The 17574-nt window shown below is 39.1% G+C and carries 16 protein-coding genes; 4 read left to right on the top strand and 12 right to left on the bottom strand.

Annotated elements, in window-relative coordinates; translation table 11 throughout:
- Window positions 1-21: 21 nt before the first annotated feature.
- The 12 genes from atpA to L1286_RS13185 form a co-directional block, all read right to left on the bottom strand.
- Window positions 22-1563: a F0F1 ATP synthase subunit alpha gene (gene atpA, locus L1286_RS13240; RefSeq protein ID WP_063369164.1), complete on the bottom strand. Its 1542-nt coding sequence runs from the start codon at window positions 1561-1563 to the stop codon at window positions 22-24.
- A gap of 14 nt (window positions 1564-1577) precedes the next feature.
- A complete protein-coding gene (atpH, locus tag L1286_RS13235) occupies window positions 1578-2111 on the bottom strand; it encodes a F0F1 ATP synthase subunit delta (RefSeq protein ID WP_235407530.1) in 534 nt (177 codons plus the stop codon).
- A 16-nt stretch (window positions 2112-2127) separates the two neighbouring features.
- Complete coding sequence (atpF, locus tag L1286_RS13230) at window positions 2128-2598, bottom strand: F0F1 ATP synthase subunit B (protein WP_063356017.1); 471 nt, start codon at window positions 2596-2598, stop codon at window positions 2128-2130.
- A gap of 45 nt (window positions 2599-2643) precedes the next feature.
- Window positions 2644-2877, bottom strand: coding sequence for a F0F1 ATP synthase subunit C (gene atpE, locus L1286_RS13225; RefSeq protein WP_004335261.1), 234 nt, complete (start codon window positions 2875-2877; stop codon window positions 2644-2646).
- Window positions 2878-2944: 67 nt separating this feature from the next.
- A complete protein-coding gene (atpB, locus tag L1286_RS13220; RefSeq protein ID WP_063356018.1) occupies window positions 2945-3802 on the bottom strand; it encodes a F0F1 ATP synthase subunit A in 858 nt (285 codons plus the stop codon).
- Between the two features lie 15 nt (window positions 3803-3817).
- Complete coding sequence (locus L1286_RS13215; RefSeq protein ID WP_235407529.1) at window positions 3818-4198, bottom strand: ATP synthase subunit I; 381 nt, start codon at window positions 4196-4198, stop codon at window positions 3818-3820.
- Between the two features lie 138 nt (window positions 4199-4336).
- Window positions 4337-5281, bottom strand: a complete 945-nt coding sequence (locus L1286_RS13210; RefSeq protein WP_235407528.1) for a ParB/RepB/Spo0J family partition protein — start codon at window positions 5279-5281, stop codon at window positions 4337-4339.
- A 15-nt stretch (window positions 5282-5296) separates the two neighbouring features.
- A complete protein-coding gene (locus L1286_RS13205; RefSeq protein ID WP_235407527.1) occupies window positions 5297-6082 on the bottom strand; it encodes a ParA family protein in 786 nt (261 codons plus the stop codon).
- Window positions 6083-6096: 14 nt separating this feature from the next.
- A complete protein-coding gene (gene rsmG, locus L1286_RS13200; RefSeq protein ID WP_235407526.1) occupies window positions 6097-6717 on the bottom strand; it encodes a 16S rRNA (guanine(527)-N(7))-methyltransferase RsmG in 621 nt (206 codons plus the stop codon).
- A gap of 15 nt (window positions 6718-6732) precedes the next feature.
- Complete coding sequence (mnmG, locus tag L1286_RS13195) at window positions 6733-8622, bottom strand: tRNA uridine-5-carboxymethylaminomethyl(34) synthesis enzyme MnmG (RefSeq protein WP_235407525.1); 1890 nt, start codon at window positions 8620-8622, stop codon at window positions 6733-6735.
- 417 nt (window positions 8623-9039) lie between these two features.
- The gene (locus L1286_RS13190; protein ID WP_235407524.1) at window positions 9040-9483 is read right to left on the bottom strand and encodes a flavodoxin domain-containing protein; all 444 of its coding nucleotides are present in this window, start codon (window positions 9481-9483) and stop codon (window positions 9040-9042) included.
- A gap of 726 nt (window positions 9484-10209) precedes the next feature.
- Entirely contained in the window at window positions 10210-10971 is a 762-nt protein-coding gene (locus tag L1286_RS13185; RefSeq protein ID WP_235407523.1) for a glycosyltransferase family 2 protein, read from the bottom strand.
- A 947-nt stretch (window positions 10972-11918) separates the two neighbouring features.
- Here L1286_RS13185 and L1286_RS13180 point away from each other — a divergent pair.
- The 4 genes from L1286_RS13180 to L1286_RS13165 form a co-directional block, all read left to right on the top strand.
- The gene (locus L1286_RS13180) at window positions 11919-12713 is read left to right on the top strand and encodes a glycosyltransferase (RefSeq protein ID WP_235407522.1); all 795 of its coding nucleotides are present in this window, start codon (window positions 11919-11921) and stop codon (window positions 12711-12713) included.
- 251 nt (window positions 12714-12964) lie between these two features.
- Window positions 12965-13837, top strand: coding sequence for an aspartyl/asparaginyl beta-hydroxylase domain-containing protein (locus L1286_RS13175; protein WP_235407521.1), 873 nt, complete (start codon window positions 12965-12967; stop codon window positions 13835-13837).
- 375 nt (window positions 13838-14212) lie between these two features.
- A complete protein-coding gene (locus tag L1286_RS13170) occupies window positions 14213-15922 on the top strand; it encodes a cyclic peptide export ABC transporter (protein ID WP_235407520.1) in 1710 nt (569 codons plus the stop codon).
- A 189-nt stretch (window positions 15923-16111) separates the two neighbouring features.
- Window positions 16112-17574: condensation domain-containing protein (locus tag L1286_RS13165; protein WP_235407519.1), on the top strand; the 1463-nt coding region annotated here is incomplete at its 3' end.

The following is a 17574-nucleotide window of genomic DNA, read 5'->3' as shown; positions in this document are numbered from 1 at the left end:
AAGTCACCATGAATAACTAAATTACCAAGTTTGCGTCGACTTGAACTTCTCTAGAAGTTCTTTAAGTTGCGCTTCAATCTCAGCGTTGTAGTTACCCGTTTCGTTGATTTGAGTCATCAGCTCTGCGTAAGTGCTGTTTGCGAAACCGATTAGGCCTTCTTCGAAATCACCAATTTTGTTGATTTCGATGTCTTGTAGGAAGCCTTTCTCAGCAGCAAATAGAGACAGAGACATTTCAGCAACAGACATAGGTGCGTATTGCTTCTGCTTCATTAGCTCTGTTACACGCTCACCGTGCTCAAGTTGTGCACGCGTTGCATCGTCAAGGTCAGAAGCGAACTGTGAGAACGCCGCTAGTTCACGGTACTGAGCTAGCGCTAGACGGATACCACCACCTAGTTTCTTAACGATTTTAGTTTGCGCTGCACCACCTACACGAGATACCGAGATACCAGCGTTAACAGCTGGACGGATACCTGCGTTGAATAAGTCAGTTTCTAGGAAGATCTGACCATCGGTGATTGAGATAACGTTAGTAGGTACGAATGCAGAAACGTCACCACCTTGAGTTTCAATGATTGGCAATGCCGTCAATGAACCTGTTTTACCTTTCACTTCACCGTTTGTGAACTTCTCAACGTAATCAGCGTTAACACGTGATGCACGCTCTAGAAGACGTGAGTGAAGGTAGAATACGTCACCTGGGTATGCTTCACGACCTGGTGGACGCTTAAGTAGTAGTGAGATCTGACGGTAAGCAACTGCTTGCTTAGATAGATCATCATATACGATAAGCGCGTCTTCACCGCGGTCACGGAAGTATTCACCCATAGTACAACCAGCAAATGGCGCTAGATATTGAAGCGCTGCTGATTCAGAAGCAGATGCAACAACAACGATTGTGTTTTCAAGTGCACCATGCTCTTCTAATTTACGTACTACGTTTGCGATAGTAGATGCTTTTTGACCAACCGCTACGTACACACACTTAACGCCTGTGTCTTTTTGGTTGATGATTGCATCGATTGCAAGTGCAGTTTTACCAGTCTGACGGTCACCGATAACTAGCTCACGCTGACCACGACCAACTGGGATCATCGCATCGATAGACTTATAACCAGTTTGCACTGGCTCATCTACTGATTGACGCTCGATTACACCTGGTGCAATTTTTTCAACTGGTTCGAAACCATCGTTGTCTAGTGCACCTTTACCATCGATTGGTGCACCTAGTGTGTTTACAACACGACCTAGTAGACCACGGCCTACTGGCACTTCAAGGATACGACCTGTAGATTGTACTTTTACGCCTTCTTTAAGGTCTGCGTAAGGACCCATAACTACTGCACCTACTGAGTCACGCTCAAGGTTCAATGCAATAGCATAACGGTTGCCAGGAAGCTCGATCATCTCACCTTGCATACAGTCAGCTAGACCGTGGATGCGGATGATACCGTCAGTAACAGATACGATAGTACCTTCGTTACGTGCTTCACTTACAACTTCAAACTGCTCAATACGCTGCTTGATCAGTGCAGAAATTTCTGTGGAATTAAGTTGCATGCTCTTTTTCCCAATTACGATTGTAGCGACACTGCTAGGCGGTCTAATTTACCGCGTACGCTACCGTCAATTACGGTATCGCCAGCTTTGATAACCAAACCACTTACTACGGTTTCGTCAATGCTACAATTCAGCTTAACTTTGCGTGCGAAACGTTTTTCTAACGCAGCGCCCAATTTATCTTGCTGCTCTTGCGCAAGTTCAGTTGCAGAAACCACGTCAACGTCGATTTCTTTATCATAATCCGCTTTTAATTCAGCAAATTGTTCAGCAACTGCAGGGACTGCAGATAAACGCTCATTTTCGGCCATCAGCTTGATAAGATTTTGACCTTGTTCGTTGAGTTGTTCAGCACATAGCTTGATGATGACTTCAGACTGCTCTGCCTGAGTAGCAATGCTACCCAGTAGCGTCTGAACCTGCTCATCGCTAGTCACTTGACCAGCGAAGAACAGCATTTCATTCCAAGCTTCAACAGCACCTTTCTCAACGGCAAGTTCAAAAGCCGCTTTAGCGTATGGGCGAGCGATAGTAGTCAATTCAGACATGCTCATACCCTCCTAATTAAAGCTCAGCAACTAGCTTATCAACGATATCGCTGTGTGCGTCTTGATTAATTTCACGCTCTAAAATCTTTTCAGCGCCAACCACTGCTAAAGTAGCTACTTGAGAACGTAGTTCTTCTTTAACACGGTTACGCTCTGAGTCAATTTCAGAGTGTCCTTGAGCAATAATCTTCTCACGCTCTTGTTGACCACGAGTTGTCTCTTCGTCAACGATAAGCGCAGCACGCTTTTTAGCTTGCTCAATGATTTCAGCAGCTTGAGATTTCGCTTCATTTAGCTCTACCGCGGCTTCTTTACGAACGCGCTCAAGCTCTTTTTCAGCTTCATCAGAGGCAGCTAAACCATCTTCAATTTTTTTCTGGCGAGCTTCAATCGCACCATTTAGTGGTGGCCATACGTACTTCATACAGAATAATACGAATACCACAAATGCGATTAATTCACCTAGTAGAGTGGCGTTTAAGTTCACAACCGCTCCTCCTTAAAATAGTAAGCTGTTCAAAAAATAAGGCTATTAAAGTACGAACAACAATACCATCGCGATACCTACACCGATCATTGCTACCGCATCGATTAGACCAGCTAGGATGAACATTTTAACTTGTAGTGAAGGTGCAAGTTCAGGCTGACGAGCACACGCTTCTAGGAATTTACCACCCATGTTACCGAAGCCGATAGCAGTACCGATAGCACCGAAACCGATAAGTAGAGCAACAGCGATGTACTTAAGACCTAATACTAGTTCCATTTTTTTCTCCAAAGTTTCATTTGTAAATTAAAGTTAAAGTTAAAAAATCTTTTTAAAAATTATATTCTTAGTGGTTATCTGAGCTAGCCATGCTTAGGTATACGATCGTCAGCATCATGAATACAAATGCTTGAAGAACGATAACTAAGATGTGGAAAGCAGCCCAAATGAAGTGCAGAGGTAACTGCATCAAACCAACTGCGCCGATCAAGATGAAGATCAGCTCACCCGCGTAAAGGTTACCGAACAAACGTAGTGCAAGCGAGAAAGGCTTAGCGACTAATGCGATTGTCTCTAGTAACAAGTTACAAGGGATTAAGAAAATCATGCCGATTTTGTTCTTAGTGCTGAACGGGTGAAGCGTTAGCTCAGCAATAAAACCGCCGATGCCTTTCATTTTAATTGAATAACCGATCATCAAGAAGAATACGCCTAGTGCTAGTGCAGCAGTCATATTGATATCTGTTGTCGGTACAATCTTCATGTAAACATCATGAGAGTCCATACCAAATGCGGTTTCACCAACGAAACCAGCGAATGCAGGTAGGAAATCAACCGGAATTAAGTCCATTAAGTTCATTAAGAACACCCAAACAAAAATTGTGAGGGCTAATGGTGCGATTAAAGCGCTTTTACCGTGATAAGTATCGCGTACGTTGTCGCCAACGAACTCAACGATCATCTCGATGAAGCACTGGAATTTACCAGGAACACCTGTAGTGGATTTTTTAGCGGCGCTACGGAAGATCCATAAAAATACAAGACCTAAACCGATTGACCATGCGAGGGTATCTACGTGCCATGTCCAGAATCCACTATCCGCACATGCTTTATTGAAGGCAAGACCGGCATCGGTCGAACACATCTTGGCATTGGTCAAGTGGTGCTGAATATGGCTTGATAGAGTAACTTCTTCTGCAGCCATGTTTTATCCCAAAAGTTAATGATTAAAAAAAATCGGTGCTAGCCACTGCGAAAACATCACGAGTATGTAACAGCAGAAAAATGGCAACGCCATGACACTTAAATGTTTAAATACCAGTGCAAATATGCAAATGGTTAGCAAAAATTTTAATCCTTTGCCTCGTTTTAACGAGTCATATACTTGCTCTGCTTTACTTGCACCAACATATCTGAAGGCATACAAAGCAAATACGAAGTTTGGCAGCACAATTGCAATACCGCCCATCAAAGCTGACAGACCGGCTTGTGCTCCCCAAACTACTAAAACTATTACTGCAGCAAACAGTGCTACGATACCCTGAAGCAAGACACCTTTTAATGCGGCACGTCTGTACGGGCCAGCTAACGAATGAGTCACTTTATATTAACCTTAATGACGCTAAAATTTATCAGGGTATAAAAACTGGCGAAATTATACTGATTTCTGCTCAATTTGCAACTTGACGCGACGAATTGACGCATAAAATAGGCACACAATTCGTCGCAAATTTGACCTTTAGGAGGGTTGTTGTAAATCTGGATGGATCCGCCCAAGAATGCCGTCTAATTCATCAAGATCAGCATAAGAAATAACCAGCTTTCCTTTGCCTTTTTGATTGTAGTTGATCTCTACTTTGGCACCCAAGTTTTCTGCTAGCTGTTGTTCTAACAGTTTGACATCTGGGTCCTTTTCTTTTGCTTCTTTTTTAACCGCAGGTTCTTGCATTGTACGAACAAGTTTCTCGGTTTCACGCACCGTAAGGCCCTTCGCGACCGCAGTGCGCGCGGCTTCTGATTGTGCTTCCCCTTGCAGTGATAATAGACAACGTGCATGGCCCATTTCGATATCACCATGTTCTAACAAGATTTTTACATCATCATTGAGATTGATTAAACGTAACAAGTTAGTAACGGTTGTACGCGATTTGCCGACAGCATCAGCCACTTGTTGATGGGTCAGCTCAAATTCATTGAGGAGCCTATCTAATGCTACCGCTTCTTCCATGGCGTTTAAATCTTCACGCTGAATGTTTTCAATGAGAGCAATCGCAACGGCGGCATCGTCTTCAACTTCTTTGAGGATGCAGGGTACGACATCAAGGCCTGCCAATTGAGATGCTCGCCAGCGACGCTCACCCGCAATGATTTCATATTGATTCAGAGCCATCTTGCGCACAACGATTGGTTGTAACACCCCTTGTGCTCTGATTGAGTTAGCAAGTTCTTCCAATGCTTGCTCAGACATATCTTTACGCGGCTGGTATTTACCACGTTGTAAAAACTCGATAGGAATTCGCTGTAATTCATTTTCTGAGATTGTAACTGGCTCAGTTACAGGTTCAGCGGGCACGGATTCGCTCGGTTGTGCTTCTAAAGTTTCCTTTGATGCCGCAGCGGGTGGCTTCGCAGAGCTGAGTAATGCATCCAACCCTCGGCCCAGTCCTCTTTTTTTCACCGACATGTTTTTATTATCCTCTTACGCTACTGCAGCGGCTTGTTTTTCTTGGCGACGCAACATTTCTCCTGCAAGCGCAAGATACGCCTTTGCCCCACTTGAAGCTCGATCATAGTACATTGCAGGCGCACCAAAACTTGGGGCTTCAGCTAAACGGACATTTCTCGGGATCACAGTGCGGTATACTTTCTCGCCAAAGTGCTGCTTTAATTGCTCAGATACATCATTGGCCAGTCGATTACGCGGATCATACATTGTGCGAAGAATACCTTCGATTTGCAGAGATGGATTCACCAACTTCGACAGTTGGGTAATTGTGTCCATCAGTGCCGTTAAGCCTTCTAATGCATAATATTCACATTGCATTGGCACCATCACCGAATCAGCAGCGGCCATGGCATTGACCGTCAACATATTGAGCGAAGGAGGGCAATCAATAAAAATGAACTCGTAGTCGTCTTGAACGGCCTCAATCGCGTTGCGCAAACGCACTTCACGCGCAAACAGCTCCATCAGCTTGACTTCAGCGGCTGTCACATCACCATTTGCGGCAATTAAGTGATATTCACCTGAAGTTTCAGTACAAATAACGTCTTTGATCGGCGTCTCTTCAATCAGCAAATCGTAAATCGTTGCAACATCAGAATATTTGTCAACACCACTGCCCATGGTGGCATTGCCTTGCGGATCGAGATCGATCAGCAATACTTTTCTTTTGGTTGCTGCCATCGAGGCAGCAAGGTTAACCGCAGTGGTCGTTTTACCAACGCCACCTTTTTGGTTTGCAATTGCAATGACTCTAGCCACAGTGTCCTCGACTCTTAATCTTTTGTAAGAATAATTAAATGGCGTTCACCTTCCAGATTAGGAACTTGCAAGGTGATATTCTGTTCTAAAGAAATGCCATCAGGCAGACTATTTAGCTCATCTTGCGGATACATTCCCTTGAGTGCTAAAAATCGTCCTGATGTATCAATTAAATGTGTACACCATTGCACCATGTCTTGCAAAGACGCAAACGCACGACTTAACACACCGTCTAATTTAACACTTGGCTGATATTCTTCAACACGAGACTGCACAGGCGTGACGTTTTTTAGTCCAAGCGCATGTTTTACTTGGGTTAAAAATCGTACTCTTTTTCCAAGGCTATCCAGTAGGACAAATTCAGTGTCAGGGAGTGCAATTGCCAATACAATGCCTGGTAAACCAGGTCCAGTACCGACATCGATGTAATGTTTGCCTTTTAAATGTGGCGCAACAACCAAGGAATCCAAAATGTGTTTCACCATCATCTCTTTTGGATCTCGCACAGAAGTGAGGTTGTAAGCTTTGTTCCATTTGTCGAGCAACCCGACGTAATCGACAAGTTGCTGTTTTTGATTTTCGGTCAGCGTAATGTCTGTTTTAGATAACAGCGCATTCAGTTGTTCTAATAACACAGTTTTCCATCGCTGTTACGCCGACTTGCGCAACAGCCCTTGCTTTTTCAGATACACTAATAATAGCGAAATCGCCGCTGGGGTGATACCAGAAATACGCGATGCTTGTCCGATCGTTTGCGGACGCACGTCAGTGAGCTTTGCAACCACCTCATTGGATAGACCACTTACCTGACTATAATCAAACTCGCTAGGCAGTAATGTTTCTTCATGGCGTAACTGCTTATTGATTTCATCCTGTTGCCTTGCAATGTAGCCTGCGTACTTGGTTTGTATTTCTACTTGCTCAAGTGCCTGCCAATTGTCTTGCTCACTGGCCAACCCTTCAATTGCCATCAGATCTTTGTAACTGACTTCTGGGCGACGGATCAAATCTTCTAAACTGGCTTCACGCGTCAAAGGGGACTTCAATAGAGCATTCACTTGATCGCGAGCAGGATGATCCTTGTGGATCCAAGTTGAACGAATGCGCTGAGACTCCTGCTCCATGACTTCAAGTTTGTCATTGAATGCAGCCCAGCGTTTGTCATTTACTAACCCAAGCTCGCGGCCTTTTTCTGTCAATCGTAGATCGGCGTTGTCTTCGCGCAATAATAATCTGTATTCCGCACGGCTTGTGAACATACGATAAGGTTCTTTTGTGCCCAATGTCGCAAGATCATCAATGAGTACTCCTGTGTAAGCTTCATCTCTTCGCGGTGTCCATGGCGCTTCACCTTTGACTTGTAGTGCCGCGTTCATACCCGCGATAAGACCTTGTGCACCGGCTTCTTCATAGCCCGTAGTACCATTGATTTGGCCAGCAAAAAATAAACCATTAATAAATTTGGTTTCCAGTGACTGCTTTAAGTCTCTCGGATCGAAGAAATCGTACTCAATCGCATAACCAGGACGACAAATATGCGCGTTTTCAAAACCTTTGATGGAACGCACGATGTCAAGTTGTATATCGAATGGTAAGCTGGTGGAAATGCCATTAGGGTATAATTCATAAGACGTTAGCCCTTCAGGCTCAACAAAGATCTGATGTTTTTCTTTATCAGCAAAACGGACGATCTTATCTTCGATTGATGGACAATATCTTGGCCCGATCCCTTCGATCACACCTGCATACATTGGTGAACGATGCAAATTTGCGCGTATTACATCATGGGTTTTTTCATTGGTATACGTTATATAACAAGGAATTTGCTGCGGGTGATCGGACTGTTTGCCCATAAAAGAAAATACAGGTGTAGGCGTGTCCCCCGGTTGCGCTTGCATAACGGAGAAATCCACCGTTCTTGCATCAATGCGTGGAGGAGTACCCGTTTTTAGTCTATCAACACGAAATGGGAGTTCTCGTAAGCGATGCGCTAAAGCAATAGAGGGAGGATCCCCTGCTCGACCGCCTTTGAAGTTCTCTAAACCAATGTGGATTTGACCACCAAGGAAAGTCCCCACCGTCAATACCACCGTTTCTGCGCTAAAACGCAACCCCATTTGGGTAACGACGCCTTTCACTTGATCTTGCTCAACAATAAGATCATCACAACTTTGTTGGAAAATCTTTAAGTTTTCTTGGTTTTGTAAAGTGTCTTGGATCGCTGCTTTATACAAAACACGATCTGCTTGTGCTCTGGTTGCTCGTACAGCAGGACCTTTTGATGAATTCAGTGTTCTAAATTGGATCCCACCTTTATCAATCGCCTGTGCCATCGCACCACCCAGTGCATCGATCTCTTTGACCAGATGACCTTTACCGATCCCGCCGATCGCTGGGTTACAAGACATTTGCCCCAATGTGTCCATATTGTGAGTTAACAATAAGGTATTCATACCCATACGTGCAGCTGCAAGTGCAGCTTCAGTACCAGCATGACCGCCACCAACCACGATTACGTCAAAATGTTCATGATAAATCATTTACGGGATCCTACTTAAATACAACCAGCAAATTTCGAAAGGGTGCGTATTCTACCTAGAAAAACGCAGAAGTGAAACGATTAAATTTTAACCCATAGATAAAATGGATCACTAAATATATATAAGGATCTTTTTAAAGATCTTTATTGATCTTATATTTATAGGCAGTAAGATCTGTGCATAACGTGATATTCCTATATTGATCCAAAGACTTAAGTCAGATCAAATGGTGTGAATTAGATCGGATCTTATGGCGTATAAGCTTTGATCAAATCGGCTATTTATACACAGCCAGTTATGCCCTTAAAGTTATCCAATGGATAAGTAAGTATAGATCAGCAGTTAGATCAAAGGTTATCCACACTACTCATTAAATTTAAGAAATATTGTGGATAACTTATGTGAAACAGATCTTTCTCAACTTGCTATTAAGATCTCACTTAGCGTTGGTAGCCATGCTAATGCCGTGTCTTCTGGTAACGCTTCATCTAATACATCTATTGTAAGGGTGGGTAGTAAAGGCTTTGCACCTTTGTCTGTCAGCAGTTTCGTGCCATTGATTGCTGCATGGTTATATGTATCGTAACTTGAGTCACCTATACCGACTACAGCAAACTTTATATGGCTCATATCTTCCTGCTCTTGGAGCTGAGAGATAAAGGGCAATAAGTTTTCTGGGTAATCACCGGCGCCATAAGTCGATGTAATTATTAACCAAGTATCACCCTTACACTCCGACAGATCAGGCTGCTCATGCAGATTGCATGTGACGGATCTTGTTTCAAGATCCTCAGCTAGTTGCTCTGCAACGTATTCTGCTGATCCCATTTGACTGCCAATTATGATCTCTAAGTTACTCATTTTATCTCGAAAAGGCACTATTTATGCCGCTCATAATAATGCGCCATGGGCAGAAGTAAAGAGATAGTTTTTCACAGGGATAAAATTAATTGGTGAATAATTGATATATTGTGAGTGCTTCTTCATATCTTGTTGTTTTATAACGGGTAAATAAATTATTCCGAGCTTGGTTTTTAATTGTTTACTGTGGATAAACAGGTAGTAAGCTTAAGATAAGGTGCAGTCATCGAGCGTGATGATCACAATCTCTTGCTCTTGCTGACACCAAAAAATAGTCATGTGGATAGTTTTATTCTGAGTTTGATCGATCTGAAGGTTATCAAGATGTTTTTTTGGATCTATAAAATAAGGTATATATAAGTAAATATTCTAAAAAAAACTTAATTGTCCATTTTTTATAGTCAAGATTATCGCCCTCAGTTATCAATCCATGTGGGATCCACTGATTTTCAATATCACTTTGTTGCGTAGGTGATACATGAATCAAATCATAATGTCCGATACTAAATTTGCTTATCTCTAATATATATACAATTTTTTCAAGGAGTAAGTATTTATGATTGAGATAGTACTTGCTTGAACCTTGCTTAAAAATAAGCTGATGCGCACTTAAAGTTTGATCTGTAGTTTATGATGTGGGCGATGATCAGTGTGGTTGAATTGCATAGCATAGTGTTATCTGAGGTGTTGGCGATCTAATGACGACTATTAGCTCGCCTCAGGCCATTACTGTCGTTTGTATTTGTGTTCCACTACGTCTCCTGTGAAATACATTGATTTTCCTTGTGTTAGGCAACTTAGTGAAAATATGACGTCTTCACCAAAAATAATGGAATCTGCCCCGTTATCTTCTCTTAAAGCGTTTTTTAATAGTGCCTCATGAGTCGGATCAGTGAATTGGTCTGAGAAAGGAATATTGAAACATGTTTTGCTAATCAGGCTACAGCCCATGCCTACAATTTGAACTGGTTGTGCAATGTTTTCATTTTTGTTTGATAGATCCAATATGCCTATTTTGCCGTCTTGAATAGTGCATATAGCAGGGTACCCTAACCAAACAACTTCGTAGGCTGATATTGTAATATCATGCCCTAGATAAGCCGCGCTAAGTAAATCGAAGATTGTGTTTGGATTCACCAAAATATCTGAGTCAACAAAAAGCACATAATCGTCGTTATTTACCAATGCTTTTTTTAGCGCTAAATTCCGTTTCATGGCTATGGCTGCGAGGTTATGACGTGAACTAATTTCATAGGGATCAACACATTCAATCTTTATAGGGTATGCTGATGTGTTCTTTAATCTAGACCAATTATCAATAGCTGCAAGATCAGTCGTTCTAGGCATAATTAAAATATTAAATTCTATTGGATTAACCTCGTTACTTTCTACGTATTCAATAGCATTTTTCAACGCATTGAAACATTCGGCGATAAGTGGCTCATCTCTATCTGTTATGGGTATCGCTATCAGCACTTTTTTAGGCATAAAAACTCTATTCGTATTAATTGGTGATTGCATTGGCTTATGTGATCCGTTGTGCCACTTAGCCTCACTTTAATTGGAGGCTATGTGGTGCAAGTTTGTACATATCTGCCTCAGATCTTCATAGGGAATGATTGAATAATAGACAGTTAAAGGTTTGTAGAAGTTATGCATTTATTAATATTGCATTACTTCTACTATTATTATTGAGTCTGTCCATTCCTATTTTTAAGATAATACTATCAAAGAGCCATGCTCTCTTACTATGTAACACCTAATTATAAAAATTTAGACGTCTCTAATTACCCTTTTTATTTTTGCATTTTCCTAATTAATTAGCTTTTTAATCTATAAATTTCCCCTGATATTTCGTGAAATAATTATGTTGTTCAATTTGCAATTAAAAAGCTTGAAAAAGCCATTTTTTGTGGGGAAGGTAGATGTTTATAGGCTTAACTATATTTTTTATCTAATAAATATTGTGTAGTTTTTTACCCTTTTTAATACGTGTGGTTATTGAAACTTTCACCTAGTGATTTGTAAATAAAATGTATGCTATGAATACGTATGCAATAAATTATGTTTGAAAAAAAATTGAAAACTTTCTATGTTAAGTTTTCTATCCATATGAGATAGAAGGAAAAATCCTTTAAGCAGTAACGTATATTATAGATTGACCAACATCATTGTTTTTGTTATTTTGTGGCCAATTTATTCGCTTTTGGTTTGCTTTTTATTGTAATTAATGCGTCAATTTTTCTAGGTTAGAATGCGTAAACGTGTTTGCGTAACTCGTTAGCTGAAAAGTTTTATAAATGCTTTGTTACAACTAATCTGATTTAACTATTCAGTTTAATAGTTTTTGCTAAGGACATATGTTTTATTAATTAATAAATTAATTCAAATTTTAATTTATTTTTCATTTCAAAAATAAAGGGAAATAACTCTGAATGAAGAAGCATGCTGTTGTCACTATTAATATTGGTACGCGTTATAGCAAAATGGCGAGCCTAACTCTCCCTACCCATAAAGCTTATGCAAATAAGATAGGAGCTGATTTCGTCGAAATAAAAGAGTTTGAGCTTCCTTTAATAGAATCAGAATATTCTGCATACTGGGCTAAATTTAAATTATTTGAGCTTTTAAAATCGTACGAAAGAATTATTTTTTTAGATCTTGATACCGTGGTTCGAGAAAGTTGTCCAAATCTATTTGATATCGTACCTGAAGAGCAATTTGCAGTGCTATATGAAACTGATTTTGGCATTGATCAGACACTGGAAATCAATGATATGCTTGAAAAGATGCCCCCAATTAAGTGGGACAAGGACTATTTCAATGTGGGTGTGATGGTCCTCTCGAAATGCCACAAATCTATTTTCGAATTTACTGAGGACTCGCAAGGGGGACTCAAGTACCCAGAGCAAACACTCCTAAATTACAATGTCAATAAACTTGGTTGTGAAGTGTTCCATTTACCTATTCAGTTTAATCACATGCTGTTTCTTAATGTTGATCCATCTGAAAGAGTCGATAGTTATATTATTCACTATGCAGGTTTGGCTTCAGAAGTAAAAGATATACTTATTGAAGATGATCTTGAAAAATTTGAAAGCGGCGGCCCACTTACTACTGAAGCCAACTTGGGCGAATTGATCATAAAAAAATTGCCAGATGTAAACCCAAATTCAGAAGCTATTTATGGTCGACTTTATAAAGATGATGAAATTGGATTGAGCGTTTAGCTTGATAGACTTTGAAAGCTTACTTTGGGTATGTGAAAACGGGCTTTTGAGTAAACACGCGCAAATTTTGAAATGACTAAGAGCGATGACATTAGCGTTTTTATATTCCCCATAACCTGCTTAGTTTGCTGTCATCATACAGGACAGGTATAGATTTGCTTTGATGATAGTACTGAAGGGCAACTATTTATATCTGTGTCGTAATCGTATTCTAATACAGTGTTTGGGCTTTATTTTAAGGAGTGAATGTAATGCAGGAAAGTACACAAAAAATAGAAATGGATCTCAATAGGGGTGACTTTAGTTCGTTGGTTAATAGTCTATCACCGTTGCTGGACAAATTATTCGAACATGATAAATCTAAAGCAGAATATTTGTTGGGGCAATTTGACTTACTGACTTTAGATAACATGCATGAGTGGGGACACATACTACACCCTGTGGCTACTGAAATCATTCGTCAAACAGAAGATGGGAATGTTAAGTTTTTTAATAATGAGGACTTTTCCTGGATTAAAGAAGCTGAAGCCTTGTATTCAGAAGTTTTGAATGAAGTATTATTAGCTTTATCTCAGGAAGAAAATATTCCTGCTTTCCAAGAAATTCAGAACGAGCAAACTTATCTGACATCAGATGATAAGTGGAAAGTGATCGTGCTTAAAGGATATGGAGAGTCTATAGAAGATAACATAGCTTTGTTTCCATCCACGATGAAATTGCTAAATAACATACCTGGCTGGGTGTCTGCTATGTATTCAATTCTAAAGCCTGGTAAAAAGATCCCTCCTCATACCGGCGTTTACAATGGATTGTTGCGTTATCACTTGGGGATCAGTGTTCCCGAAAAATGTGCAATTCAAATTGAAGACGAAGTGCAAGGTTGGGAAAATGGCAAAAGTTTAGTTTTTGATGATAGTTTTGAGCATTCAGCTTGGAACGAATCAGATAAGACTAGAACTGTTCTATTTGTTGACTTTCTTAGACCATTACCTTTCCCTATGGATATACTTAATAAGTGGCTTGTTCTTAATATTTTCAGTCAATCTGATTTTATTCAAAATGCCAAGAAGAACTTTTATAAGTATGATTCATTTCAAAAAGAACAAGCTAAGCTAATTGGCTAAATCTTACCTTAGATATTTATAAATAGAAAAGCTTATCTTTCAATTTTGTTCTGTATAAGAATGTCATTTGAATAATAAGCTCTTATCTTTATCTCTATAAAAATTTAAATAAAACTAGACAGAGGTGTTTGATTTAAATTTTTTAAGTAAAGGCTAGTGAACAGAACTATACAGAGTGAAATTTTACCTCTAGTTTATAATTTAAATTGCTTATTATTATCATTACTGTCTTTATGAAGATTGCTTTTACTATATTTTCTACTTTTTTATGGTGTTGGTATGGTGAAAGTTCATTTAATTCTAGTTTAGAGGTTTTCAATAGGTAATATGATTTTCAGTGTTTGTGGTTTTAAATTTTATTTTTAAGGAACATGGATGAGTAGTAGTGATTCAAACAATAAAAAGGTTTCTATAACTTCCTTGTTGTTCTCATATTCACCAAAGCTATTGGTTTTAGCAGTTACTATTGGTGCTTTATCAGGTTTCTTTTATAGTCTGATAATTCCAATTATTGTTAATAGTATTCAAGGTAAAGACAGCGATGAAGTTGGAGTTAATGATGGTTATTTTCAAGCATATAATTTTATAGATGGTAATGAGGGGTGGGTATTCTTCTTAACCGTTATCATAATACTTTTCACTAAAGCCGCTTCAGTTATTCTTGTTAATAATATCGCAAAATCAGCTACTGCAGAATTAAAAATAAATATTGTTAAGAGAGTTAACAGTATGAAACTTGATGATATGGAAAAGGTAGGTTTTTCTCGATTGTTAAATGTACTGACTGAGGATGTACTAAGTGTGGCTAATGCTGCTGTAGGTATTCCCGTTATTGTCGTTTCAATAGTAACAATAATTGGTATGTTTAGTTACTTGTTTATATTGAACTCTGTTGTTTTTGCAATTGTTATAGTTTCCGTCATATTTGGCCTTATTCTTTATCAAACGCCAGTCAGGCTTGTTAGAGGTTCGTACGCTAAATCGCGAGAGTTTAGCGATGTTATTCAAGAGGGCTTAAGGGGTTTAATATTTGGAGCGTTTGAGCTTAAACTAGATAGAAATAAATCGAAAAATTACATAAAAGAAGAAATAGAAAATCCACTTTTAAAGTCTACAAAATTAGAAAAAATTGCTGATGGAATTCTTCATTTATCTGCTACAGCAAGTGATCTTTTGTCTTTTTTTATTATTGGCTTCCTTGTTTTTGTTTTGCCCAGCTATATTCCTTTTCCCAAAGAAGAAAGTGCAGGAATTATAATGGCCCTACTCTATATAGCTGGCCCACTTGCAACAATCTTAGGGATGTTGAGAGAGCTTGAAATAGGGAATGTTGCATTGAAACGTATACATGCATTAGAGCGTTACGACGGTGAAGTATACCGTAACGATTCTTTACCGTTGCCGGAATGGAATACATACAATGTCAAAGGTGTAAGCTATAAGTACGCTAGTAAACAATCTGATAACTCATTCTCTTTAAAGCCCGTCAGTCTCTCATTTAGTCGAAGTCAAATAAATTTCATTGTGGGCGGTAACGGCTCTGGTAAGTCTACATTAAGCAAGTTAATTTCACTTCATTATCAATGTGATGAGGGTGAGGTTTTGTTTGATAATACGGTTATTAATGAAAGTAATATTGCTTTAGCTAGAGAGCGGATCTCAGTTATATATTCAGACTATTACTTGTTTAGCAAGCTGTATAAAAAGCAAAGTTTGTCAGATGTTGAGAAAGTCAATTTTTATTTGGAAAGCTTAGGCTTGGCAGGAAAAACTGATTTTGTTAATGGCTATTTTACTACCACCAAACTATCTGACGGACAGCGTCGTAGGTTAGCACTTTTAGTTTCTTTGATTGAAGATAAGGATATTTATATTTTTGATGAGTGGGCCGCTGATCAGGATCCTGAATTCAAAAAAGTTTTTTATCATCAAATTTTACCCACCATGAAAAAAGATAATAAGTTAGTCATTGTTGTTTCTCACGATGATCGTTATTTCAAATGTGCCGATAGGCTAATCTTTATGGATGGAGGGGAACTAGTTGGCATCGAATCAAAAGAAAAAGAATCAGCTACTATGGTTTAGCTTCCAAAATAAAGTGTCGTTTCCCCTGTGATATAGGTGAAAATTTAAATCCTGTTGTAAATATAATTTAATTTCTATACGTTTTTAATTTGAATTTTAAAGAAATATAACTTCAAGGATGGTTCTGAATTAACTTTTTAAATTTATAAGTTAATAAGAGTGTATATAAAAATAGGTTAATAAATTGTCATGAGCGATAAATTACAATACCCACTTACTTCCCCTCAAGAATTAATATGGATAGACCAAGAACTAAAATCTGAACTGCCTTGTCATAATATTGGTGGTTCAATGCATATCAAAGGGAAGGTTGATTTTGGACGTTTGTGTACCGCCCTTTCAATTCTTATCGATAACAATGATGCATTTCGTTTGGTATTCAGTAAAACTGAATATGGTGTCACTCAAAGAGTTGAGAATGACATTGACGTGCAATTCGAGCGAGTAGACTTTTCGTCTTATGATGATCCGCAGCAACGTGCACAAGAGCATATGCGGCAACGACTAAATGAACCTTTTTCTTTATATAACCATCCACTTTGGAAAGTCGATTGGATCAAAGTCGCGGAAGATGAGGGAATAGTTGTTGCGTACTTTCATCATCTAATGGCTGATGGATTCTCAAGTTACTTATTTTCAACCCGCCTCATTGATATATACCATGATCTAAATTCCCCTGAAAAGCTAAGTGACTATACATCTTCTTATATTGATTTTATTGAATCAGACGCAGCATATAAATCTTCGAAGCGTTTTCAAAAAGATAAAGCTTTTTGGTTAGAAAGTTTTAATAAACTGCCTGAGCCTTTGTTTAACACTAAGTCGCTGAATTCCAATAGTAGCTCTTTCTCTAAGGCCTATTGGCCAATAAAGCGTAGTATATTCTCTGCTGTGACAAAGCTATCAGCGGAGGTTGGTGGTTCTAACACACATTTTTTCCTCGCGGTTATGGCAATTTATTTTTCTAAACTGACAGATGGCAGGGAAGAACTTGCAATTGGAATGCCTGTTCACAATCGAACATCTGCAAGTCAGAAAAAATCATTAGGTATGTTTTCTTCCATTTTGCCTGTTGTAGTTCCTGTTGCTCCATCAAGTTCGTTTGTCGAGACAATGCTGGCAATTACTTCTCAAATGAGAAGTTTGTATAAACATCAACGTTTTCCTGTTTCTGAACTTATGCGTCTATTGCGGTCGACAAGTCATCTAGGAGCCAATTTGTTTGATATATCTTTGTCGGTAGAAGATTATTCAGATGAATATAGCTTTGAAAATACCAAAACCCATAGAAGACCCCTTAATAACGACTTTGGAGCAAAGCCTCTTGTAATTGCAATTCAAGACTTTGTAAAAGATGATGATGTAATTGCTGAATTTACTTTTGATAATGCATATTTTAGTCATTCACAAATAGAATCACATATATGTCAGATAGAAAATTTAGTTATACAGATTCTTGAAAACCCAAGCTCGAAAATTCAAGAGTTTAATTGTTTAGATCATCACTCTGTACATCAACAACTACATACGTGGAACAACACAGCGTGTGCACCTGCACACGAACTGATGGTACATCAACAGTTTGAAGCACAGGCTGTCCGAACGCCTGACAGTACGGCTTTGGTGTTTGAAGGTCAGTCGATGACGTATGC

The sequence above is a fragment of the Pseudoalteromonas sp. SMS1 genome (genome assembly GCF_021530565.1).
Classification (GTDB): Bacteria; Pseudomonadota; Gammaproteobacteria; order Enterobacterales; family Alteromonadaceae; genus Pseudoalteromonas.
This window is presented reverse-complemented; position numbering and strand designations above follow the sequence as displayed.